The organism is Schaedlerella arabinosiphila, from assembly GCF_003885045.1.
GTDB lineage: Bacteria > Bacillota > Clostridia > Lachnospirales > Lachnospiraceae > Schaedlerella > Schaedlerella arabinosiphila.
In genome coordinates this window covers 3,154,058-3,177,709 of the sequence record NZ_RHJS01000002.1, presented here as the reverse complement: position 1 = coordinate 3,177,709, position 23,652 = coordinate 3,154,058, and the positions used below count along the sequence as shown (strand labels likewise).

General features: G+C 37.8%; 19 protein-coding genes. 17 read left to right on the top strand and 2 right to left on the bottom strand.

The genetic code is table 11. The annotated features are described in order from the left end of the window. Window positions 1–26: 26 nt before the first annotated feature. Genes EBB54_RS15290 through EBB54_RS15270 form a run of 5 tightly spaced genes read left to right on the top strand, consistent with a single transcriptional unit; the run spans window position 27 to window position 6,429 of the window. Window positions 27–2,054, top strand: a complete 2,028-nt coding sequence (locus EBB54_RS15290) for a hypothetical protein (RefSeq protein ID WP_125128070.1) — start codon at window positions 27–29, stop codon at window positions 2,052–2,054. Between the two features lie 56 nt (window positions 2,055–2,110). Beyond that, window positions 2,111–3,235, top strand: coding sequence for a CDP-glucose 4,6-dehydratase (gene rfbG, locus EBB54_RS15285; protein ID WP_330554523.1), 1,125 nt, complete (start codon window positions 2,111–2,113; stop codon window positions 3,233–3,235). A gap of 36 nt (window positions 3,236–3,271) precedes the next feature. Next, window positions 3,272–4,042 carry an acylneuraminate cytidylyltransferase family protein gene (locus EBB54_RS15280; RefSeq protein ID WP_125128069.1) on the top strand — a complete coding sequence of 257 codons (771 nt, stop codon included), beginning with the start codon at window positions 3,272–3,274 and terminating at the stop codon, window positions 4,040–4,042. 35 nt (window positions 4,043–4,077) lie between these two features. Then, on the top strand, window positions 4,078–5,283 hold the full coding sequence (locus tag EBB54_RS15275; protein ID WP_125128068.1) for a polysaccharide biosynthesis protein: 1,206 nt from the start codon (window positions 4,078–4,080) through the stop codon (window positions 5,281–5,283). Window positions 5,284–5,292: 9 nt separating this feature from the next. Further along, on the top strand, window positions 5,293–6,429 hold the full coding sequence (locus EBB54_RS15270; protein ID WP_243127685.1) for a DegT/DnrJ/EryC1/StrS family aminotransferase: 1,137 nt from the start codon (window positions 5,293–5,295) through the stop codon (window positions 6,427–6,429). Between the two features lie 280 nt (window positions 6,430–6,709). On the opposite strand, the gene EBB54_RS15265 is transcribed toward EBB54_RS15270, so the two are convergent. After that, on the bottom strand, window positions 6,710–6,961 hold the full coding sequence (locus tag EBB54_RS15265; protein WP_125128067.1) for a hypothetical protein: 252 nt from the start codon (window positions 6,959–6,961) through the stop codon (window positions 6,710–6,712). An 85-nt stretch (window positions 6,962–7,046) separates the two neighbouring features. Beyond that, on the bottom strand, window positions 7,047–7,223 hold the full coding sequence (locus EBB54_RS30185) for a hypothetical protein (RefSeq protein WP_154677794.1): 177 nt from the start codon (window positions 7,221–7,223) through the stop codon (window positions 7,047–7,049). 1,321 nt (window positions 7,224–8,544) lie between these two features. Here EBB54_RS30185 and EBB54_RS15260 point away from each other — a divergent pair. The 12 genes from EBB54_RS15260 to EBB54_RS15205 all read left to right on the top strand — a co-directional run bounded on the left by EBB54_RS15260 (window position 8,545) and on the right by EBB54_RS15205 (window position 23,552). Continuing rightward, window positions 8,545–9,453: a transcription termination/antitermination NusG family protein gene (locus tag EBB54_RS15260; protein ID WP_125128066.1), complete on the top strand. Its 909-nt coding sequence runs from the start codon at window positions 8,545–8,547 to the stop codon at window positions 9,451–9,453. A gap of 459 nt (window positions 9,454–9,912) precedes the next feature. Beyond that, on the top strand, window positions 9,913–11,253 hold the full coding sequence (locus tag EBB54_RS15255; RefSeq protein WP_125128065.1) for a DegT/DnrJ/EryC1/StrS family aminotransferase: 1,341 nt from the start codon (window positions 9,913–9,915) through the stop codon (window positions 11,251–11,253). 228 nt (window positions 11,254–11,481) lie between these two features. Further along, window positions 11,482–12,804: a DegT/DnrJ/EryC1/StrS family aminotransferase gene (locus EBB54_RS15250; RefSeq protein ID WP_243127684.1), complete on the top strand. Its 1,323-nt coding sequence runs from the start codon at window positions 11,482–11,484 to the stop codon at window positions 12,802–12,804. A gap of 6 nt (window positions 12,805–12,810) precedes the next feature. Then, a complete protein-coding gene (locus EBB54_RS15245; RefSeq protein WP_125128064.1) occupies window positions 12,811–13,662 on the top strand; it encodes a sugar transferase in 852 nt (283 codons plus the stop codon). Further along, a complete protein-coding gene (locus tag EBB54_RS15240) occupies window positions 13,643–14,518 on the top strand; it encodes a hypothetical protein (RefSeq protein ID WP_125128063.1) in 876 nt (291 codons plus the stop codon). The genes EBB54_RS15245 and EBB54_RS15240 overlap by 20 nt, the downstream gene beginning before the upstream one ends. A 39-nt stretch (window positions 14,519–14,557) precedes the next feature. Next, entirely contained in the window at window positions 14,558–15,331 is a 774-nt protein-coding gene (locus EBB54_RS15235; RefSeq protein WP_125128062.1) for a glycosyltransferase family 2 protein, read from the top strand. A gap of 14 nt (window positions 15,332–15,345) precedes the next feature. Next, window positions 15,346–16,776, top strand: a complete 1,431-nt coding sequence (locus EBB54_RS15230; protein WP_125128061.1) for a hypothetical protein — start codon at window positions 15,346–15,348, stop codon at window positions 16,774–16,776. A gap of 65 nt (window positions 16,777–16,841) precedes the next feature. Further along, window positions 16,842–17,621 (top strand): glycosyltransferase, encoded by a 780-nt coding sequence (locus EBB54_RS15225; protein ID WP_125128060.1) that lies wholly within the window; start codon window positions 16,842–16,844, stop codon window positions 17,619–17,621. 10 nt (window positions 17,622–17,631) lie between these two features. Then, on the top strand, window positions 17,632–18,825 hold the full coding sequence (locus tag EBB54_RS15220) for a glycosyltransferase family protein (RefSeq protein WP_125128059.1): 1,194 nt from the start codon (window positions 17,632–17,634) through the stop codon (window positions 18,823–18,825). A 62-nt stretch (window positions 18,826–18,887) separates the two neighbouring features. Continuing rightward, the gene (locus EBB54_RS15215; protein WP_125128058.1) at window positions 18,888–20,099 is read left to right on the top strand and encodes a nucleotide sugar dehydrogenase; all 1,212 of its coding nucleotides are present in this window, start codon (window positions 18,888–18,890) and stop codon (window positions 20,097–20,099) included. Window positions 20,100–20,118: 19 nt separating this feature from the next. Then, the gene (locus EBB54_RS15210) at window positions 20,119–22,092 is read left to right on the top strand and encodes a heparinase II/III domain-containing protein (RefSeq protein ID WP_125128057.1); all 1,974 of its coding nucleotides are present in this window, start codon (window positions 20,119–20,121) and stop codon (window positions 22,090–22,092) included. Next, a complete protein-coding gene (locus EBB54_RS15205; RefSeq protein WP_125128056.1) occupies window positions 22,089–23,552 on the top strand; it encodes a DUF362 domain-containing protein in 1,464 nt (487 codons plus the stop codon). Before EBB54_RS15210 ends, EBB54_RS15205 begins: the two co-directional genes overlap by 4 nt. Window positions 23,553–23,652 lie beyond the last annotated feature (100 nt).

Below are 23,652 nucleotides of genomic sequence, written 5' to 3'. Positions count from 1 at the left end.
GTATAGATAGGAGTTACATTAGCTTGATGAAAGAAATTATAAAATCGTATAAATCAGCAATACCGATCATCTTATTTTTGGTTTTTCTGTTTACTTCTGGTATTCATATAGGGATAAACAAAGTATTATTACTAATCATAGCACAACTAATATTTATTTTCTATCCAGGATTAACTATTGTTCGTAGAATTAAAGGGATATCCTTTAGAAATAAACTTTCTTTGTATTTTTCATCATATGCCGTAGGTTATGTTGTGTGCATATTGTGTTATGCAATATTGTTGATATGCGGTTTTCAAAAATATACTTTAGCTATGCTTATAGCTCTATCAGTAATATCATATATTGTGAATCATTTTTTGGGTGATGTATTTATTGATATAAATGAAGATATACAGGATGTAGATATCATATTTATTTGTATTATTTTTTTAATAGCTTATATTGTTGGAGTAATCATATATCAGATACCTAATAGATCTGCCATAGATGTAGGGTATACAGACATAGAAAGAGACCTGACGTATTGGTTTAAAAACTGTGTTGCTTCCACAAAAGGATATCCTCTGCCAGAGTTAAGTATAAAAGGATTACGCTTATATTGGCACTTATTCTCCTGTTTTCAAGTTTCATTACTTCATTATGCTACAGGAATTGAAATTTACGACATTTGCTTTAGCTTGGCATTCATTTGGGAGCTTTTTCTTCTAATAGGAGCTATTTATACACTTGGTTCGCAGTTAATGAGCAGGCCAATTTCTATTGCAGCTGCTTGTATTGTGGTATTATTTTCATCTGGTGCTGATGCGTGGACTGGAGCATATTATCAATACCACATTTTCCGCTGTTCACTTGGCTTTATTGAGGGATGTGCATTAAGTATTTTTGCATTTTCTATATTCCTTAAATTTTTGAGCAAAAGAAATATAAGGGGATATATATTGACTTTAGTAATGTTGTCTGGCGCACTCGGATTAAAAGCTTCAGGTGGTGTGGTGTTATTAGTTGGTATTGCAAGTATGTTATTTTTGAATGGTATTACATACAAAAAATTGCTTTCAAATGTTTTACTTTTGATAGGATGCTGTTTGATATTCTATTTAGTTTCCAAGGTGTTTATTATAGATGGAAATGCTTTGATATCTTCTACAAGTAGTCATCAGTTAAGTGTCAGTGCAACGAAATCATTGTTTTTGACCGGGCATTATAGAGAAATTTATACAAGTTTATCAGTTGGATTTTTAGGAAAATATGTAGCATTGATGATTACTTTGATTTTGTATATTTTTCAAAGTAATTATGCCGTATTTCCAGTTTTTATATTAGCTATTATCATACTAATAAAACATATAAAGTATGACTGTAAAGATCACCTAATCATTTCAGTGGGCCTTTTTTGGATGGTATCTGTTGGAGGCCTTCTCTTTTTTTTAATATCGCATCCTGGATTTTCTCAAATATATTTTTATTTCGAAATTTTTAGTTTCGCAATACTATTTAGTTTATACATAATAGAACAGAACTTATCAGAGAAAAAATGGCGATGTGTTATAACTATTGAATTTTGCTTGATTTTTATATGTATAGTTAACATTATTAATAATTGGAAAACAATCTACATTATTGATAGCAATGATTATAAATTAAATTTTGAAGCGGTGAGTCAAACAGGAAATGATGTGACCGCAAATGAAATTTTGGGCTTGAGATGGATTAGAGATAATACTCCAAATAATGCAGTATTGCTTACAAATAAAATTTTATATCCGGATTCATTTCGTTCTTTTATAACGAGTGCGTATACTGAAAGACAAGTATATATTGAAGGCTTTGGCTCTACAAATTTACCTAATACTCAACTTGTCTCTGATAGAATTAGTTTATGCCAGTCTTATTATTGTGGCGATGAAGAAACAAAAAATATTTTAGTAGAAGAAGGGGTGACGCATGCAGTTGTTTTTAAATCTAAGCAGGATGCAAATATTATTTTACCGGGAGAGATAGTTTATGAAAACAATGATATAGTTGTTTTAGATTTAGTAGGTTATAAATAATGCAAAAACTGTAAATATTTATTTTTAGGAAAAATAAACTATACATTTGCGAGGATATGATGAAAATTAAAAAATTCAAACAATTATTTCCTTTTTTCAAAGGTAAAAGGATTTTAATAACTGGTAACACTGGATTTAAAGGATCATGGCTAACACATATTTTGCTCTCGGCAGGAGCCGAAGTAACAGGATATGCATTGAATCCACCAACGGAACCAAACCTATTTACAATTGCAGGTTTGGAGTATAATTCTAACTTAAATCAAGTTACTGCTGATGTGAGAGATTTGAACAAACTTCTCGAAGTGTTTAAGGCGACTAAGCCAGAGATCGTGTTCCATCTTGCCGCACAGCCTATTGTTCGCGATAGTTTTAAAGATCCTGTGAATACATACGATACGAATGTTATGGGAACAGTAAACATATGTGAAGCAATCCGGCAAACTAGTTCAGTTCAATCATTTTTAAACGTTACAACGGATAAAGTCTATAAAAATGTGGAATGGGAGTATGGTTATCGGGAAATTGATGAATTGGATGGATTTGATCCATATAGCAATTCTAAGTCCTGTTCAGAACTTATTACGCACTCTTATAAGAACTCATTCTTTCAGGATAGTGGAGTCTGTGTGTCAACAGCTCGTGCCGGAAATGTGATTGGAGGAGGGGATTTTGCTAATGATAGAATTATTCCTGATTGCGTAAGGGCGTTACAGTCAGTCAGGAACGGCGAAGGAAAAGCTGTTATTTCTGTCCGTAATCCATACAGTACGAGGCCATATGAACATGTTTTAGAGCCGCTGTTTACATATATGCTTATAGTGAAGGCGCAATATGAGGACAAAAAGTATAGTGGCTGCTATAATGTGGGGCCTGATGATATTGACTGTGTTGAAACAGGAAATCTTGTATCAATTTTTTGTGATTTTTGGAATGAGCAGGGGAGTGAAATTATTTTATCCTGGGAGAATAAAGCACAGTTTGATGCTCCACATGAGGCAAATTTTCTAAAACTGGATTGCAGTAAGCTAAAGTCGACTTTTGGTTGGAAGCCTGTTTGGCATATCAGGGAAGCGATAAGAAAAACTGTAGAATTTACAAAAGTATGGCTGGATGGTGGTGACGAGATCAGCATTAGAACTGAGATGGATAGAGAGATCGAAGAATTTCAGCAAATGTAATTGACATATAAAGATGAGATTTGCAAGAGGTGAGGAATGAATATATTATTTACCATCTGTGGACGAGCAGGCTCAAAAGGATTCAAAAATAAAAATCTGAAAGAAATGAATGGTGTACCGTTGGTGTATTATACGCTTGCGGTAATAGAGCTATATAGAAGTAAACATCCGGATCAAAACGTTGTTGTAGGATTAAACACAGATAGTCAACATCTTATTGAATCAGTAAAAAGACAATCAGTTCTTGAGGGGGTTCGATTTGTATCAAGAAAAGAAAAACTCGCTGGAGATAAAGTAGCTAAAGTGGATGTAATAAGAGATACATATAATGCTCTTAATAAGGAAGGGCCTTTTGATGTTGTAATTGATTTGGACTTAACATCCCCTTTACGGCGAGTATATGATATAGACAATGTATTAAAGGAATATAAAAGGAATAAGGCGTACGATCTGGTTTTTAGTGTGGTTCCAGCCAGAAGAACTCCTCATTTTAATATGGTTGAGAGACGTGGTGAGTTTTATCATAAAATATGTGATTCTAACTTTACTACTAGACAGGAGGCACCGAAGTCATACGAATTAAATGCTAGCATATATGCCTATAGACCGTTATTCTTGGAGAAAGAAATTACAAATACTATATTGGATCATCGCTGTGGAGTATCTGTCATGGAGGATTATCTTGTTTTGGACATTGATTCAGAACAGGATTTTCAGATGATGGAATTTTTACATCGGTATTATTGTGAGAACAATGAGGGGATAAAGCAAGTATATGAGGCATCAAGAGCATTTCTAGTAAAATGACCGTAGGAGTGATTAATATAGGAGGAGCTTTTTGGATGATATTAAATGATTTCATAAATAAATATGTAACTAAAAGAAATGATTCAATGTTCAGAATTGACATTGAATCTCATAATGAGGAATTGGAGAAAGCCATAGCTGGTAAAAGTATACTTGTTATCGGTGGAGCTGGATGTATAGGGAGTTCTTTTATAAAGGCTGTATTAAATTACCATCCGGGGGCACTATATATTGTCGATATAAATGAAAACGCATTGGCAGAGCTAATAAGGGATTTGCGGTCAACTAACGGATTGTATCTTCCGGATGAATTTGTTTCGTATCCGATGGACTACTGCTCCACAACATTTAGGAGAATGTTCCGAAAGCATTGTGGATTTGATATTATTGGAAATTTTTCAGCACATAAACACGTAAGATCAGAAAAGGATATTTATTCTGTTGAGGCACTTCTGCGTAATAACGTAATTAATGCGAAAAAGTTGTTAGACCTTTTGGTTGAGTATCCGCCCAGTGTATATTTTTGTGTTTCCACGGATAAAGCAGTAAACCCGGTCAACATTATGGGAGCAAGCAAGCGAATAATGGAGGACTTAATATTCTCGTATTCTGAAATTTTTCCTGTGAAAACAGCAAGGTTTGCTAATGTGGCGTTTTCTAATGGATCGCTGCCTGCAGGATTTATTGCCCGCATGGAGAAAATGCAACCGATTTCTGCACCGTCTGATGTAAAAAGATATTTTGTTAGCCCAACAGAAAGTGGCCAGATTTGTATGCTATCTGCAATATTAGGAGAGAATCGGGAAATATTCTTTCCAAAGCTCGAAGAAGAACAGATGATGACATTTGACTCAATTGCAATGGATTTACTTAAGGAGCATGGGTATGATGTATTACAGTGTAGTTCGGATCAGGAGGCAAAAGAAAAAGCAGAAGCACTGAAAGATGGTAGCCGAAAATATCCTGTTTATTTCTCAAGATCCAACACATCTGGAGAAAAAGCATTTGAGGAATTTTACACAAAGTTCGAATCTGTAGATAACGGTCGTTTTTTATCTCTTGGCGTGATTGTGGATAAGACAGCGCCTTCTCGGATAGCTGTAGAAGAATTAGTAAAACAGTTAGATGCGATATTTGAAAAGGATAATACTACAAAAGAGACAATAATAGCTCTTATTAAGTCCTATTTGCCGAATTTTGAACATATAGAGATGGGAAAATCGTTGGATGGAAAAATGTAATGGGGGATAATGATGATACCACTGGCTATGCCTAATCTTACTGGGAATGAAAAGAAATACCTTGAGAATTGTATAGATACTACGTATGTCAGTTCTGTTGGTGAATATGTCAAGAGATTCGAAAGTATGGTTGCAGAAGCAACGGGAAGTAGATATGCAGTTGCTACATCTGCAGGAACAACCGGACTACATGCTGCATTAACGGCAGTAGGGGTTGGGTATGATGATCTTGTTATACTTCCAACATTTACATTTATCGCGTCTGCAAATGCCATAAGGCATTGTGGTGCCGCTCCATGGCTGATGGATATAGAAAGCGAAAGTTGGTGCCTCGACCCCAATATAGTCCAATTAGAGATTGAAAAAAAATGTGAGATAGAGAACGGCAGACTGAAACATAAGAAGAGTGGATGTAGGGTTGCAGCAATAATGCCGGTATACACATTAGGGAATATTCCCGATATGGATTCTTTCCGTGACATTGCAGATAGGTATAATTTACCTCTCGTCGTTGATGCTGCCTGCGCTATAGGAGCAAAATACAAAAATGAGAATTTTGGTACATTAGCGGATTTGTCAGTTCTATCTTTTAACGGAAATAAAACTATCACATGCGGAGGCGGTGGGGCAGTAGTTGGGAATGATGAAAAATTAATATCTTTACTTCGTCATATAACAACAACAGCCCGGGTATGGCCTGACTATGATTTCGATATGGTGGGGTTTAATTATCGGATGACGAATATTCAGGCTGCAGTTGGATGTGCACAAATGGAGAGGCTGGATACTTTCATTAAGCGGAAGAGAGAGGTACAAGCGTTCTATGAGGAACAGTTTAAGAATCTGCCAATCACTTGTTTTCCGACAACAGATGGAAGTTCTTATTGGTTCAGTGGTATCGTTCTGAAGCCGGGAACAGATCTAGCCGTTGCGAAGGTTCTCACAGAGAAGCTGAAAAAAAAGGATATCGAAGCGCGGACGTTTTGGAAACCGATACATCTACAGAAACCATATAAGGATTGCCCAAGATCAAATGTTACACTTGCAGAATCGGTATGGCAGAGGATAGTAACATTACCATGCAGTACAAATATTACAACGGAGGAGCTTAAATGGGTGTGTAATGCTGTGAAAGAAGCCATATAAGGAATGTAAACTGAAGATAATCTTCAGCTTTTAGAAATATTACCAACAAAAGTAACAGTCGATGATTCAGTTGAAGCTGTAAACAATCTTGTGTTTATGAAATTTAGGACTTCCTGATAAGAATCAGATATGTAAAAGCTTTTTGTTATTTTATCGGTTTTGCTGTTGTCGAGTTGCTGTCGAAAATTTCTTTATAGTTATAGTATAACCACATTCAGGGATTTCATACTGTTACTCTTAATTTTTTACATATTTATTAAGCCTCTGTATTCATTGCTTTTCACGCCCAGCCTTTGGAATAAGATTGGAGTTTTTGGCAATAATACAGAGGCCGACGAGGGATGGCTTGTTTTGATGATACCATCCCGCCTTTCTTTTTATCATAAAATTCCACCGCATGATATTCGGTGAACACCGTGACAACATGGACACCTATGACCTGGCTGGAAATGATAGTTCTTGTGGGGACATACCACTGATCATCTTTAAATCTTTCTTCGATTTCTATCTCTACAACTTTCCTTGGTTCCATAGGTTTCTTGGGATGATGCGGACGCCTTGGCTGGGTACCTGGCTTCTTTACGGTCTTTTCCTGGTTGTTCGCGATCTTCTTCCAGTCAATGCATTATGGACGAGGGAAGGGACCAATTCTCATAATTATGGTTGATCTGCACGGTAAGCTTTACAATCAACCACTGTGCAATCTCAAGCCTGGCCTCCATTTCGTAGTAATCAGACAGTGCCTTTTTCCTTTTTTCATTCAGTTCCGTATTGCGGTTCTTAAGGCTTGCCACAATGTCGAAAAGTTCGGTAATGGTCTTTTTGAGCTTTCGGAGTTCTTTTTCACGCTCTTTCTGTAGTTTTTTATCGTGGTGTTCTGGCTGCGGATGATCCTTTCGTAATCCGCGCTCAGTTTTACAATGACCTCCCCTGACCGAAAAGCGGAGAGCTCCTGCTGTGCAGCTTTGAGCCGGTATAATAAAGAAGTTATCAGAAAATAATGCTTATCGTTCATTCCTTTTCCACTGTAACGCCATTCCCTTATTTTCCGGTCAAATCCGTGAAAGTTCTTCTGTTTTTGAAAAGCGTCTCTTGTATTCGTTAACTGATAACGTAAGTTACATGACCAGTTTTTTCAGTGAGACTATTTCTGCATCATTCGGTCGGATCTGCTCAGCCTGTTTCCGGCATAGCGCTTCCAGTTCTTTGTCAGTGGAACTGGTTTGAGGAATCTCTGTCAGATGTTCTTTTCACAGCCTCTTTTCCTGTTTGTTTGGACGATCTAGCCGGTTTCTTCATAAATCTTGCCAATCAGCCTTCTCCTAGAACGCGGCTGTTTCTTTTCTTTGTCCTAGTAGGACTCGAATTCGTAAACATAAGTAATTCCTGTTCATTTATTCAGATATAACCCTTTTGTCAAACTATCCTGAAAACAATCCTCTCAACGGAGAGATACATTGCTTTGGTATGTATTATTAATTTCGAAATATTTTTACATTAAAAAATATTTCTTACTTTCTTAATTGACTTTCCCTGATTATATTAAATAGTATACGAAAATGCAATGAAAAAATCAATGATTTTCATTACATTATCTTTACTCACTCTAAATTGACCAATTGGAAAAAATAAATGAAATGACACTTTGAAAGAGCACAACTATACAACAATTTTCTCGCAGATTGCAACCATCTGCGAGAAACTTTATAGCATATCTCGACATTTGTTACAATACACCTAACAGGTAGATTTGTCAACACCCATTTTTTCCCTGTCGGAATCGCATTGATGCCGGCGGACTTTTCTTTTACCGATCTGGAAACTTTCCAAATTTTCATATACAGAAATTATAATCTTGTATCTACAACAAAAAAAGTCAAAACATTGTGACCGGACACAGACACTGCAGAACAGTAGCTCTTCAAAGTCGTATAGCTAGAAGGGATAAGGTGATTTTTAAAGTGATAAGGTGGTTTAATTAGTCGGTCCGTTTTTCACGAATCCTGTTTTCACGGGCTTTCGGAGACTATCTCGCAGATGGTTGCAATCTGCGATTCGAAACTGAAGCTTCATCGGCCCATAGAAAGTAAAATCCATGATTTAGGACGATGATCAATGAAGCAAAATGACAAGGATAATCAGTCCCATTACTGTGTCCTCTACACGCAGACACTGAAGCAATGGGAAGTAACAACGGTACTTAAGAAAAAACTTCCGGAAGGAAGGGGCACGGTGTTTTATCCCTGCATAGAGCTGTGGAGACACGACAAAAAAGAGACGGAGATCAGGGCGCTTTTCCCCGGATATCTGTTTATCCGTTCCGATATGGAACCGGAGGAACTCCATCATTTCATACGAGAACACAGGAAGGACGTAGCTTCTTTCATCAAAGAACTGCGCATAACTGAAAAAAAGATTTCCGGCGGTGCTGCTGCCGGGACAGCGGATGAAATCGGTGCATACAAATATGTACAGATGGATTTGAAAGAAGATGAGACAGAATTTTTGGACTTCCTGCTGACTTGCGGAAAAGACGATATGGATTGTGAAGTTGGCAAAGACGCGGAATGCAGAAACAGTCTATGCAGAAATGCGGAAAGTAAAGATAGCACAGGCAGAGATGGCATATGCAGAGACGTAGAAAGCAAAAACGGCCCGCGTGGAGACGAGGGCGGCAAATCCGGGGGAGAGGAAACAGCGGCGGTGATGTCGAAAATCCCCGAAGAAGGCGTTCTGAGGATGTCATACGGATACCGCGAAGGCGGGAAGTATGTGGTCATGAAAGGGCCGCTGAAAGCATACGAGAACCGCATCACTGATGTAAATGTCCACGACCGGAAAGCCTATCTGGACATCCGGATCAACGGACACGCCGTAAGGGCAGGATTTGAAGTGAAGCCCAAACGCTACTGGTTCCCGGATGACAACGGCGCGCCGATGGTGCTGCATGACGGTACAGAAGTGAATCTGGAAAGACTCCGGAACATGATGATGGGATCAAAGCAAAAAGAGAAGAAAAGATAAGCCAGTGAAACAGGAGAAACGAATCATGCATTCATAAAATAAGAAAAGATAGAAAATATGATGACGGACGGGTAGTCGCTGTATACGTTACCCCACCCCTGATTCTGGTCATAGCGCGTATCATGAGCGTGGGATAAGATTCCAAAGAGGATTCATCAAGCCTGCGGGTGGCGAAGCCTGCCCAAAAATCAGCGGGCTTAAATGTATGACAGGTGATGAAAAAAGGAATTTTACACCACGGATGGCGAAGCTATGCTCAAAAGGGGAAGCATCAGATCAGAAAAGATCAATAAATAAGATCCTATCATGCTAAGGGGCTGCGGGAATTTACCGGCAACCCCTTATTGTATTCTATATAGAATATACTCATTGTTAGGAACTGCAGGAAATAACTTGTGCAGATTGCGCGGGATATTTCCATACAGTTCCTTGCTTGCATATATGCGAAAAGGAGCGAATATGACAGACATTGCAGCAAGGTGCATCAGAGAACAACCAAGGTTCAAAGGTATTTTTCAGAACAAAGGAACATTTGAAAGGCGGGTAAGACTTGCATCGCCTACTATGCACAGCGATGAAAAAACGTTCATAAACCAGGCATTTGACGAAGGGTTTACTGGCAGGAACACGGCCAGGCTGGAAAAAGAAGCGGCGGAATACATCGGCGTAAAACATGCGGTGGCACTCCATTCCGGCACCGCGGCAATGCACATGGCGGTGAAGCTGGCCGCAGAACGGCTCTACGGCAGCGCAGCAGTATCTGCTCCAGGCAGTCTTGGAACGGTGGGGGCATTGCAGGGAAAGCGCGTGTTCTGTTCGGATTTTGCATCGTCCACAATGGCGGATTCCATCGTCAGCGAGGGCGGGGAACCTGTGTTTGTGGATGCCTCGGATGAGGACTGGTCAATGGACCCGGAAGTGCTGGAGATCGCGTTTCAGCGTTATCCCGACGTAAAGCTTGTGATGATGAACCACGCATACGGATTTCCCGGGCAGATCATGAAGATCCGGGAAATCTGCAGGGATCACGGCGCGCTCCTCATTGAGGATGCATCAGAGTCCCTGGGCGCAAAGGTCCACGGAAAACAGACCGGCTCTTTCGGCGATTACGGCATCTTAAGTTTCGGCAGCGACAAGATCATCACAGGTTCCGTAGGCGGAATGCTCCTCACGGATGATGATTACAGTTCAAAAAAAGCGAGAAGCCGGGCATCCCATTCCAGAGCCGCGGCGCCATGGCGCCAGCACGAGGAGCCGGGAGACGACTGCCTGATGAGCGACATCGTTGCCGGCCTGATCCTGGGGCAATTCCGGCATCTGGATGAGCATATCGCAAAGAAACGGATGATTTATGAAAGATATCTGGAGAAGCTGGGCGGGGATATCATGTATATGAATCCGGTAGGCGAAGGGACGGAGCCGAACTATTGGATGTCCTGTATCACCTGCGAGAGCAATATTTTGTTTCAGGAAACCAGGTCGGAGCGGGAATATACCTACACAAATCAGCACGGGACCGCTTCCCCGATGGAGATTTATGACGCGTTGGAGGCGTTTAATGTGGAGAGCTGTCCTGTGTATAAGCCGATGAGCTTGCAGCCGGTTTTTCGAAACTATGATCAGATCACGCTGGATGGATCGAAGAGAGAGTATCCGGAGTTTGATCAGGATGGGTTCTGGGTCAGGTGCGATGTGGCGAAGGATAATTTTGACAGAGGGTTGTGTCTGCCGTCGGATATTAAGATGACGGGGGAGGAGCAGGATCGGGTTGTTGAGATTGTGAGGTCTTGTTTTGATTAGATCATCATTGCAGCTTAGGTATAATAATTATTTATATGTGTATACGAAAAATTTGTTTACAAGCGATTATTATCGTACAGTAGGACTTATAGCTGCAATTCAAGGAGAAGGAAGTAAGGCAAAAAGAGTTTTTGAATAACAAAGAACTATGAGAGTGATTTTTGGTAGCAACAATATACCAGTATTCATCTTTTATAGGATATTATTATAATTTCAGAGGAATAAACATTGCATGACTTTAAAAATGACAAGAGATTTAAAGGATTAAAACCATTAATTGAACGCGCGCTTCTGTCATCGCCGACCATGCATAATGGCGCGGAAATGAAGTATGTCCAGGAGGCATATGATACTGAGTGGGTTACTACAGTTGGGGCGAATATTGATGAACTGGAGCGGCAAGTAAGTAAATACATGGGGAAAAGGTCAGTTGCGCTTGCCAGTGGTACTGCCGCGATTCATCTGGCGATCAAACTTGCTGCAGAGAAGGTGTATCAAAGCAGTACTGGTATCAGTACTCCGAATGGGAAAGGATACGGGGGCAGTATGCTCGGTAAAAGAGTCTTCTGCAGTGATTTGACTTTTGATGCTACAGTCAATCCTATTGTTTATGAAGGAGGCGAACCGATATTTATCGACTCTGAATATGATACGTGGAATATGGATCCGGAGGCGCTAAAACAAGCTTTTAAACTCTATCCAGATGTGAAAATTGTCGTTTTAGTTCATCTTTATGGAACTCCTGCGAAGATACAAGAGATCAGGAAGATATGTTCTGAACACAAAGCTCTTTTGATTGAAGATGCAGCGGAGTCTTTAGGGGCAACAGTTGACGGACAGCCGACAGGATCATTTGGCGATTACGGAATCATCAGTTTTAATGGTAACAAGATTATTACGGGATCTATGGGAGGAATGCTGATCACACCTGATGAGTATTCCTACAATAAAGCAAAAAAATGGTCCACTCAAGCTCGTGAGGAGGCACTATGGTATGAACATGAGGAGTTGGGATATAACTATAGGATGTCTAATATTGTTGCGGGACTTATTCGTGGGCAGTGGGATTTTTTAGAGACTCATATTAAAAGCAAGCGGAAGATTTATAAGATGTATGAGGAAGGTCTCAGGGATCTGCCAGTGAGTATGAATCCTATGGGAATAGTTGGTATATCCAACTATTGGCTAAGTTGTGGATTGATTGAAGCCAACTCTATGGAGCCAATGGTGAGGAATGGGAGATCCGCAGTGTATGAGATTGTGGATGGAAAGAGTTGTCCTACGGAGATATTAGAGGCATTGAATATCTACAATTGTGAAGGACGTCCTATCTGGAAGCCTATGCACGAGCAGCCAATTTATAGTGGCAATAGTTTTGTGAAGAAAGATGGGAATGGACGTGCAGGATCTAATGCATATATAAAGATGGGAGGGAGTGTGGCAGTATCGAGTGATCTTTTCAATCGGGGATTTTGTCTGCCCTCAGATAATAAAATGAAATTTGAGCAGCAGAAAGTCGTAATTGACATCATACATAGATGCTTTAGGTGAGGTGATATGAAAACAAATTCGAAGAGACTCGTCACATTATTTGGGCTGTGTACGGCATTTGGAATAATTGTTAGCAAGTCAGAGAAGAAAAAGGGATGGAGTAATAGTCATACTCCGTATGGTTTATATGAGAAACATATAAAACGCCCTTTAGATCTTGTATTATCGCTTATTGCATTATTTTTTCTGTGGCCGATTATGCTGGTTCTCGACTGTAGTGTAAAAAAGAATATCGGATTACCAGTCATTTTTAAACAAGTGAGACCAGGATTGGGAGAAAAACTATTCACTCTTAGAAAATATCGGACGATGACAGATGAAAAAGGTACAGATGGTGAGTTGCTCTCTGATAGAGAACGTCTTACACCTTTCGGTAAGAAATTGAGAAGCAGTAGTTTGGATGAACTGCCAGAACTGATCAGTATAATAACTGGTGATATGGCAATCGTTGGTCCCAGGCCTCAGCTCGTAAGAGATATGGTATTTATGAGTGATAAGCATAGGAAAAGACACACAGTGCGTCCCGGTTTGACTGGATTGGCACAAGTTTCTGGAAGAAATGCAATCAGCTGGGAAGAGAAACTCGATAAAGATTTGGAGTACATAGATCATATCACTTTCATTGGCGATATGAAGATAATAATGAAAACTGTATGGAAAGTCATCAGGAAGGACGGCATTACTGAGGAGGGGCAAGCAACTGCTCTGGATTACGGAGATTGGCTTTTAGAGAATGGAAGAGTAAATTCAAAAGAATATGATACTTTACAGAAAGAAGCAAGAAAAATAATTGAAGAAGCTGCTGAAAAACTTCATAAAAGGCGGTGCATATATATAGATGAGAGCAAATGTGACTGAAGAAAATATAAAAATGGGGGATGGTATGATTGGGTGGGAATATTATAATCATGCTGCCATTCCCACATGTGCACCACATGAAATTCCGAATTTGAAATTGATAGAGAATGGGTCAATTTGGAAAATTCGAGGAGGGATTCCACTTTTGGCTCGTTGGACGACAGAGTGGGATTGCGGATATGAAACGAATTGGTGGTATGTGATAAAAGATAATCCATTTCAGATGGAAGATGTAAAATCGAAAATTCGTACCCAAATTAGAAAAGGGATAAAGAATTTTCAATGCGAGGAAATTAGAGCAAAGGAATATGCGGAAGAGATATATCAAGTGCTGATAAAAGCAAATTCGTCGTATGAAAAACAATTTGTGAAGAATTATAACAAAGAAAAAACAATAAAAAGTATTGCAGGGTGGCCAGATGAGATTAGAGTATGGGGGGCATTCAATGCGGAAAAACAATTATGCGCATATACGTCAGTGGCCGATAAGGATACTTTTTTCAAGATAATAAGTCATAAGTCTTCGCCTGAAAGTGAGAGATATCAGGTAAATTTGGCAATTTTATTTAAAGTGTTACAAGATCTTAATAGTGAAATTGGGAAAGGAAAATACATATGTAATGGTGAGCGAACAATTAACCATAAAACCAATTTCAATGAATATTTTGAAAAATATTTTCATTTCAGAAAGAGCTATTGCAAGCTTAACCTGCGATATCGGAAAGGAATAGGAATTATAGTAAGCATTCTATATCCTGTTAGGAAAAGGCTCGAACATTATTCTTACTTTAGACTAATTCAATCGCTTAATGCTGTGATGTATATGAATGCTATTATGAAAGGCGATCAGATATAATATTTTGTAAAACAAAAATTTATTCTGTTTGATAAAAAAATGAGTGAACTAGTATCTATAATAATGCCATCATATAATACAGGAGAATATATTAAGGAATCTATTCAATCTGTCATAAATCAAACGTATTCAAACTGGGAGTTGATCATTGTAGATGATCATAGTCAGGATGAAACTGTAAATATGATTCGTAGTTTTCATGATAAACGAATTACGATGTATCGAGCAAAAAAAAATTGTGGGGCTGCGAAATGCCGTAATAAGGCTTTACAGGAGGCTAGGGGGAAGTGGATTGCTTTCCTGGATTCTGATGATTTATGGTATCCGGAAAAGCTGAGTAAGCAGATAACTTTTATGGAAGAAAAACAGAGCTGCTTCTCTTACACAAGGTATGAAAAAATAGATAGTGTTTCAAAACCATTAGGAATTTATGTTTCCGGGCCAAAGTTGATAAAAAGGAACAGAATGTTCGACTATTGTTGGCCAGGATGCCTTACCGTTATGTATAGGGCTGATATTTTGCCAAACAAACTGCAGATAAATAATATTCGTAAAAATAATGATTACGCTATGTGGTTGATGCTTACACGCTATGCGGAATGTTCCTTGCTGGACGAAACTCTTGCAAAATATCGGATAAGAGCCGGATCAATTTCAAGAGAACATTATTTATCGCTGATTAAATGGCACTATAAACTCTTTCGTAATGTGGAAAAAAGGTCTGTCATTTTATCAACGATATTTGTAATTCGAAATTTGTTTTTCGGAATATTAAAAAAAATAATTTTTGAGAAAAAATTTGTTGGAAAATAAAAATAGGGAGACATATGAAAGAGTACATTGGCAATAAGAACGTTATAATAGGAAATACTCTTCGGATAAAATCCTTCGGAAAAAACATAAGATATGTAAGCAGTCAGAAAAAGGCATATTTTTATGCAAATCTCTTTTTGATGACTTGTCTGTCTATTTTTTGGGGAAATGCTGGAATAGTAGTCATTGGTTTTATTGGTATGACTATATCACTGATTTGCGCAGAAGGATTACCAGAGAGATACTATGGCTATATGTTCATTATAATGTTCGTAATGCTGCTGTATCTTATGATACATTATTATGGACTTATAGAAGAATATGGGATTCCATATTATGCAGGAGATGACGAGCATTTTGAATCCTGGGGACAGTATTTGTTTGAAAGGGAGATTTTTTCTTTTGGAGAACTGAATAACGTAGTATTTACAAATCAGGGAAATGCCAGGGGTTATCCATTGCTTTTATCATGGATAAATTTATTGGTATTTGGTCATTACCATACGGCAATGCCAAGGATACTTAATCTGTATTTGTGGCTTTCGCTATCACTTCTCACATGCAAATTATTGAGACAGAGGATAATGGATTCCAAAATTGAAAAATATATGTTTATCTCATTGGCTCTATTTCCAAATGGAATATATATTTCTTCTTTTGTCTACCGCGACACATTAATGGAGTTTTTGATCATTGTTATCGTTTATAATTTGGCACAACTGTTCACTAAAAAAGATCAATTGAAACACTATTCTAGAAAGTTTGTAAGTATAATCACAATTATTGTTATCACCTATTTTTTGTCTTATATCAGAATGGCTTCGGTATATATATGCATTCTGCTAGGAGCATTGATATATATGGATTTTCATAGTGATATTCGAAAAAAACGTAAATGGTTATTGTATTTATTATTAGGGGCAGCGGGATTAGTAATCTTATTGAGATACAATTTACTTGGACTTTATATAAATTATTCGCAGAAATACACAATGTATCTTCTGTCCCAGGATTACGGATTATCCTCCAAGATTTTTTCAACCCCTGTTTTCCCATTTGGTTGGATCTTAAGAGTAATGTATGGATTTACAGTGCCGTTTCCTGCTGGCCTGTTCTCTTTGGATTTTCTAAATAAACCATTATTTTCCACAAGTAATGCAATGGTTTATTTAGGTACTTTCTATCAAATATACATGCTTCCATATATGTTTAAAGCTATTGTAAAAAGGAATGTGAACGCTTGGATGTATATGGTTGTTTATTCAAGTGTTGTTCTGACGACTTTTACATTTCGACATTTCATTATGCCGCTTCCTTTGTTCGTGTTGGCAGCAGCGGAGGAATTCTCGAGGACAGAGAGGATCAAACGAAAATATTATGCTGTAATTATAACGTTTGGAATTGCAATGATGGCTATGCTATATTTTGCATTGAAAATGTTTTGACACATACTGAATTATTTTATTACATACTACAACTATATAGTTTACATTGGAGTATATTGAATAAGATGAAAAAAAAAGATATTAGTGTAGAAGTATTGGTGGCAGCAATGCACCAGTCTGATAAGAGTCTTCTTGACAGAATGCGTATTGAAACAGATGCGATTATTGGAAATCAATGTGACGGGGATTCTATCGAGAGATTTGAATGGAATGGGAATAATATCATCTATTTAAATTTTTCTGAACGAGGAGTTGGATTGAATAGGAATAATGCTATGATTCGAGCTAGGGGAGACATTTGTCTTTTGGCGGATGAAGACATTATCTATGTAAAAGGATATGCGAACAAAGTACGAAAAGCATTTTCAAGATTCGGAAATGCAGATGTTATTATTTTTAACATATATGAAAAACCCGTAACACGGTATGTTATAAAACATGCCACAAGAGTCTGGTGGCATAATTTTTTAAGGTATGGGGCGGTTAGAATTGCATTTAGGCGGGAATCCATAGTAGAGAACGGAATTTATTTTAATCAGAATTTTGGAGGGGGATGCCAGTATCAGCATGGCGAGGATAATATATTTCTGGCAGAATGCCTGTCGAAAGGATTAAAAGTATACGCCGTTCCAGTATACATTGCTATGTTGACTCCGGGCAGCACATCAACGTGGCGGAAGGGGTACACTGAAAAATATTTTTCCGACCAGGGGAGACTCTATCGGACAATATTTAAAAGGTGGTGGAAGCTGATAAGTTTTCAGGATGCAATCAGACATCAGAACTTATATAAGAAAAACTGGTTGAGGGTATTCTGGGAGATGTTGGATCAAAAGGGAAATTGAGGATTGAACAGTGAATCTTTTATTTATCAATATGACACCGATATATCATAATACAAGTGCATTGATTAGAATGTGCGGATTTATATCAGGTGCAAATAAACTAGGAAATAAGTGTGACTTACTGACTCTGAATGTTGAGACGGATGATTATTCTTATGATGCAACCAATGAGGATTTCGTGAGACAATATGTCAATCAGTATTTTACATTTGAGCGTTCAGGGACATACAATCGTTTAAAGCAATCCAAAGCAGGTGCAAAAAAGAAAAATATTTGTAGAACGCTGTTAAAAAAAATATATCGACTGTTAAATATTTATGATGTACAGGTGATTAATATTTCCGGAATTCGGAAAGTAAAATTAGACTATGATAGATATGATAGGATTATATCTATAAGCGATCCCAAATCATCCCATAAGCTGATATTGGAATTGATAAAGGATGGAAAGATCAGGAATATTGAGGATAAATGGATTCAGTGCTGGGGGGATCCATGGTTTAAAGACAGTGGGAATACATTTCCGCTCTTACGAAGAAGAGTTTTTAAAGAAGAAGAATACTATCTGAGCATGGCAAAGAAAGTAGTGTACACATCACCTTTCACATGGGAAGAACAGAAGAAACTATTTCCTGCGTATGCTGATAAAATGACATGGGTAAATCAATCAGTCAAAGCAAAAGTTACAAATCAAAAGTCAAAGAAAAAATCTATGGAAAAGGATATAGTAATTGGATACTTTGGAAATTATGTCAGTAGATCCAGGAATATATGGCCATTATATGAGGCATGTAATCGGTGGAACCATAGGTTGAAGATTGTCGGAGGCTCCGATATTTTCCTGAAATCCACAGATAATGTAAAAGTAGTGGATATGCAGCCATTGGCTATTGCGACTGAAATGGAAGAAAGCATGGACATTCTTGTATGCATCTGCAACAGGAAAGGATCTCAGATACCTGGAAAGATATACTATTCTGCAGAATACCAAAAACCGATTATACTTGCTGTAGACGGTGAGAAAAAGGATGCAATGAGATCCTACTTTGAGAACTTTCACAGATATATTATATGCGACAATAAAGCTGACAGTATAGAATATGCCATAAGAAAGGCAAAAGACGAGATTAGAAACGGTAAAACCTATCAGTTAGGAGAACGTTTTACCGATGTGTATACTGCAAAGGTTCTTTTGGAGGATTAGTTTTAAAATGTATTGCATATACAATCTGAAAATATTAACCAGAAAAAGGATGGAATGATTGAATGGTAAATGTAATAGGATTAGGGTATATTGGACTTCCCACTGCTTTGATGCTTGCATCACATGGTATCAGAGTAGTGGGGACAGATTATAATGAAAAAGTGATAGAAGCTCTCAGAAGTGGACACCTTACCTTCAAGGAGAAAGGGATTGATAGGTTATTTGAGAAAGCTCGGGAGTGCGGGATAATGTTTGATATATCATATCAAAATACAGATACATATATTATCTCTGTACCTACGCCATATGATAAGTTCAGCAAGAAAATAGATGCGAAGTTTGTAGTATCAGCTGTTACAGAGACATTAAAAGTGGCAAAGGAAAATGCAATTATTGTTATTGAGTCCACAATATCGCCAGGCACAATTGAGAAGTCTATACGTCCATTGCTTAGACAGGCAGGAAGGGAGGACGTGCAATTAGTGCACGCTCCAGAAAGAATTATTCCAGGTAATATGGTGGAGGAATTGTATCATAACAATCGGACAATTGGCGCAGATTCGATGGAAACAGGTGAACAGATAAAGAGGCTATACGCCTCTTTTTGTTTGGGAGAAATTGTTGTAACGGATATTCAGTCAGCAGAAATGACAAAGGTAGTAGAGAATACCTACCGGGCAGTCAACATAGCGTTCGCTAATGAACTGGCGAAAATATGCCGTCATGATAATTTGGATGTTTATGAGATTATTCGAATTTGTAATATGCATCCAAGGGTGAATATTTTACAGCCTGGTCCAGGTGTGGGAGGACACTGTATTTCAGTTGATCCATGGTTTCTTGTGGGGGATTATCCGAGTCTCGCGAAGGTTATTGATGAGTCTATGAAAACGAATGACGCGATGCCTGCATTTGTCTTGCATCGTATCTATGATATCATGAAGGAAAAGGGGATGAACGACTTAAGTCGTGTTGGTCTCTATGGGCTTACTTATAAAGAGAATGTAGATGACATGAGAGAATCCCCTACCCTCCAGTTACTTGAAAGTCAGGAGAAGCATCTTGGGTATCCGCTTAAGGTTTATGATCCGTTCATTATAGAAAATGTAGTAGATCATCAGTATCATGATTTGGATAGCTTTTTAAATGACACAGATATCATTGTAATTATGGTTGGCCATGACGAAATCTTGCATAATATTCGTAAGCTTGTAGGAAAAGTTGTTTTGGATACGCGGAATATATGCTGTTTAGAGGGAGTCTATCATCTATGAATAAAAGACGATAAAATGTATGAAATTAAAAATTAAAAATAAAGGGGATTTAATTAGGTTACGTAATATTATTGCTTATAAGGTTTTCAAAAATAGTACAAAAATAAATAAATTTGTAGGATATAGGATTCCGCGGAGAAAATGTGACAATTATTTGGTCAAGTCTTTAATAGATATTACACAAATTGATGCAAGCCTGATTGTAGACGAAGTGAATTATTATGGAAAGATGACCATGGAAAACCGATTTGATCTTCTTGGAAGCGGATGGGTCAGATATAGATGTGATATAAAGGATGATTTCAGAGGGCAGTATGAGTATAGGGGAATACCTTGGAATGTAGATATTAAGACCGGTTACAGGTGGGCTGCGGATTATTTAGATGAAAATGATTGTATTCATTCTCCAGAAGGTGTGGATATAAAAAATGTATGGGAATTAGGAAGGATGAATTATCTCGTACCATTTTCGTTGCATGTTTTATCAGAGACAGATCGTGAACTACAAATGGCAGCATTGATTCATTATAGGAATGTAATTGAGGATTTTACAAAAAATAATCCTGTAGGAATTGGCGTAAACTGGGTTCTTCCGATGGAAGCATCTATCAGGATATCAAATATCCTGATTTCGTATGATGTGCTAAAACAGACAGATGACAAAGATATTTTAGATACAGAATTTACTATATTGATAGGACAACTGGTTTATAGTCATATTAAATTTATATGGAATAACTTAGAGAAAAATATATTTGGTGGGAAAAACGGCAATCATTATTATTCTGATATTGTCGGATTATTGGTGGCTACAGGTTATCTCCAAAATAAAAATGTCTTTACAAAGAAAGTGTATAACTATGCTAGGGAAGAGTTTTTCAAAGAAACCAAAGAACAGTTTTATTCAGAAGGCGGACATTTTGAAGGCTCCACCGGCTATTTCAAACTTGTGGCAGAAATGGCTGTCTTTGGAACGGCGATGCTTATAAGAAATGGAGAGGTTATTCCTGGTTTTGTAATGGAACGGCTATATAACAATAAAAATTTGGCTGTTTCTTTGAGAAAAACGAATCATTCATATTATTCTTTCGGAGACTGTGACAGCGGCAGATTTGTAAAGGTAGTACCACATGGAAGATTTTTATCAAATAGTGAAGCTGAATCTAAGTACCTTAATTTAGATGGATATACAAAGATTTACGGAAAAGCTGAAAAATATTTTCTAGAAGATGACAGCAGCATGGACAGTCTGATTCGATATACAGATGGATTGATTGCAAATACGAAAAATGATACACCATCGTTAGAAGCAGTGATGGTATATCAACTGGCAGGCAAAAGATTGAATTATCAAAAAAAGTATACAAATGGTAACATGGGAGCGGAACAAAATGATAAAAAAGTCCAGATATCGTTGAATTTAGAGCAGAGTGTATTGGAAAAGTATCCAATTAAGAAGTCAACAGAACTTATAGATTTCAAGACACAAAATAAACTTTTAGACTTTACTTTGTTTTCTAAAATGGGATTCTGTGTTATAAGAAGTGACAAGGCGTCTTTGTTATTTAGATTTGGTACAAACGAAAGAAGTGGGCATGGGCATAACGATACTCTTCATTATGAATATGAAGTGGACGGTATAAGCCACCAGAAAGACCCAGGAACTTTTACTTATACTGGATATCCTGAAAAGAGAAATGCGTATCGTTCAGCAAAAGCCCATAATGTACCATATTATGGACAAGAGCAAAGAGAATTCCAGGGTATTTTTGGATATAGAACTGCGGATAACAGGGAGATTGTGGAGTTTACTAAAAGTGCAATTGCAGTCAGGTATAGAAATATGTACTTTGAGCATATCAGACGGATCGTGATTCGAGATAACAAGGTTTTAGTAGAGGATTATGGAAAACGCGACTTTGATATACACCGAAAAATGCAACTAAGAAAATCCCCGGCTTATGGGGTTATAGATAGGAATATAGAGACGTGAGCAAAATAGTATTTCAAGTAGAAGAGATAGATTATCCTAAAGGCACGCCATTCCACCCTCACAGGAAATATCCGGAATATCAGGGTGCTATTGGAGAGGAAGAGAATAGAACATATGAAATGGTAAGGCAGTTATTTCATATGTTAGGATTGGATGACAGCAATTATGGAACAGAAAAATGGAATCCGTTAGGGGATGTGATTACGCCCGGAGATACTGTACTTCTAAAGCCAAACTTTGTTCTTCATAGGAATGGGTGTGGGGATAGTATTTGGGCAGTCATTACCCACCCATCCGTTATTCGGGCGGTGACTGATTATGCATATAAAGCAGCAGGGGATAAAGGAAGAGTCATAATTGCTGACTCACCGCAGAGTGACTGTGATTTTGAAGAATTAGTAAGGATAACTCAGTTAAAGGATCTGGTTAAATATTACAGAGAAGAATATTGCTTTGAGATTGAACTGTATGACCTTAGACAGGTTAGGTTTGAATATAGAGATGGTGTACTTTTAGAAGATTCACGTATCCAATTGAATGGAGATCCGGAAGGGTATATCATCTTTGACATGAGTCATAACAGCAGACATGAAGGCATTGGCCACCCAGAGCGAATATATGGGGCGGATTATGATCGCAGCGAAGTACTGCAACATCATTCGAATGGACATCATGAATATTGTATAGCAAAAACAGTGATGAAAGCGGATGTTGTCATTTCACTTCCAAAAATGAAGACGCATCGGAAAAATGGTGTTACTTTAAATTATAAAAATTTTATAGGGATTAATGGCAATAAAAATTACCTGCCGCATTTTAGAATAGGTGACCCATCAGACGGTGGGGATGAATATGAGCCTTTGAATCAGACGGATAAGACGATAAAATACACGAATCGATTTTTGACAGACAGGCTGTTGGCTCATCCGACAAAGACTAAAACATGTATTTATAAGTGCATTTTTTCTTTATATGCTTTTGCGAAAAAGATATTTGTGAAGAAAGGTATAAAAAGAAGTTTAATTCGAGGCGGTGCTTGGTATGGCAATGATACTCTGTGGCGTACTGTTGCTGACTTGTACAAGATAATAGAGTTTGGCGATCTTGATGGGAACATCAGAGAAAGACCTCAAAGAAAACTATTTTGTATTATAGACGGAATCATAGCAGGAGAAGGAAATGGGCCCCTTGAACCAAGGGAGAAGCATTGTGGTACCTTGATAGCAGGAGAAGATCTTTTGGCTGCAGACTTGGTAGCAATAAGGCTGATGGATATTGATTATAATCACATTCAACCATACCATGAGTTGCTTCTGGATAAAAAGACAGCATCTAAAATGAAAAATATGGAAGTATTCCATAATATGAACGACGATTTCAATTGGAATGATCAATCCGGAAAGTATTTTGTATTTGAAGAGGCAGACGGCTGGAAAGGCAGGATACGGATTGAATCGTAAGACTTACCTTCAAACGGTTCATGTGAAGTTTTATAGATGTGCTGAAGGATATTATGATTGAAAATGAAAAATAAAAGTGGCATTGATAATGAAAGTGATG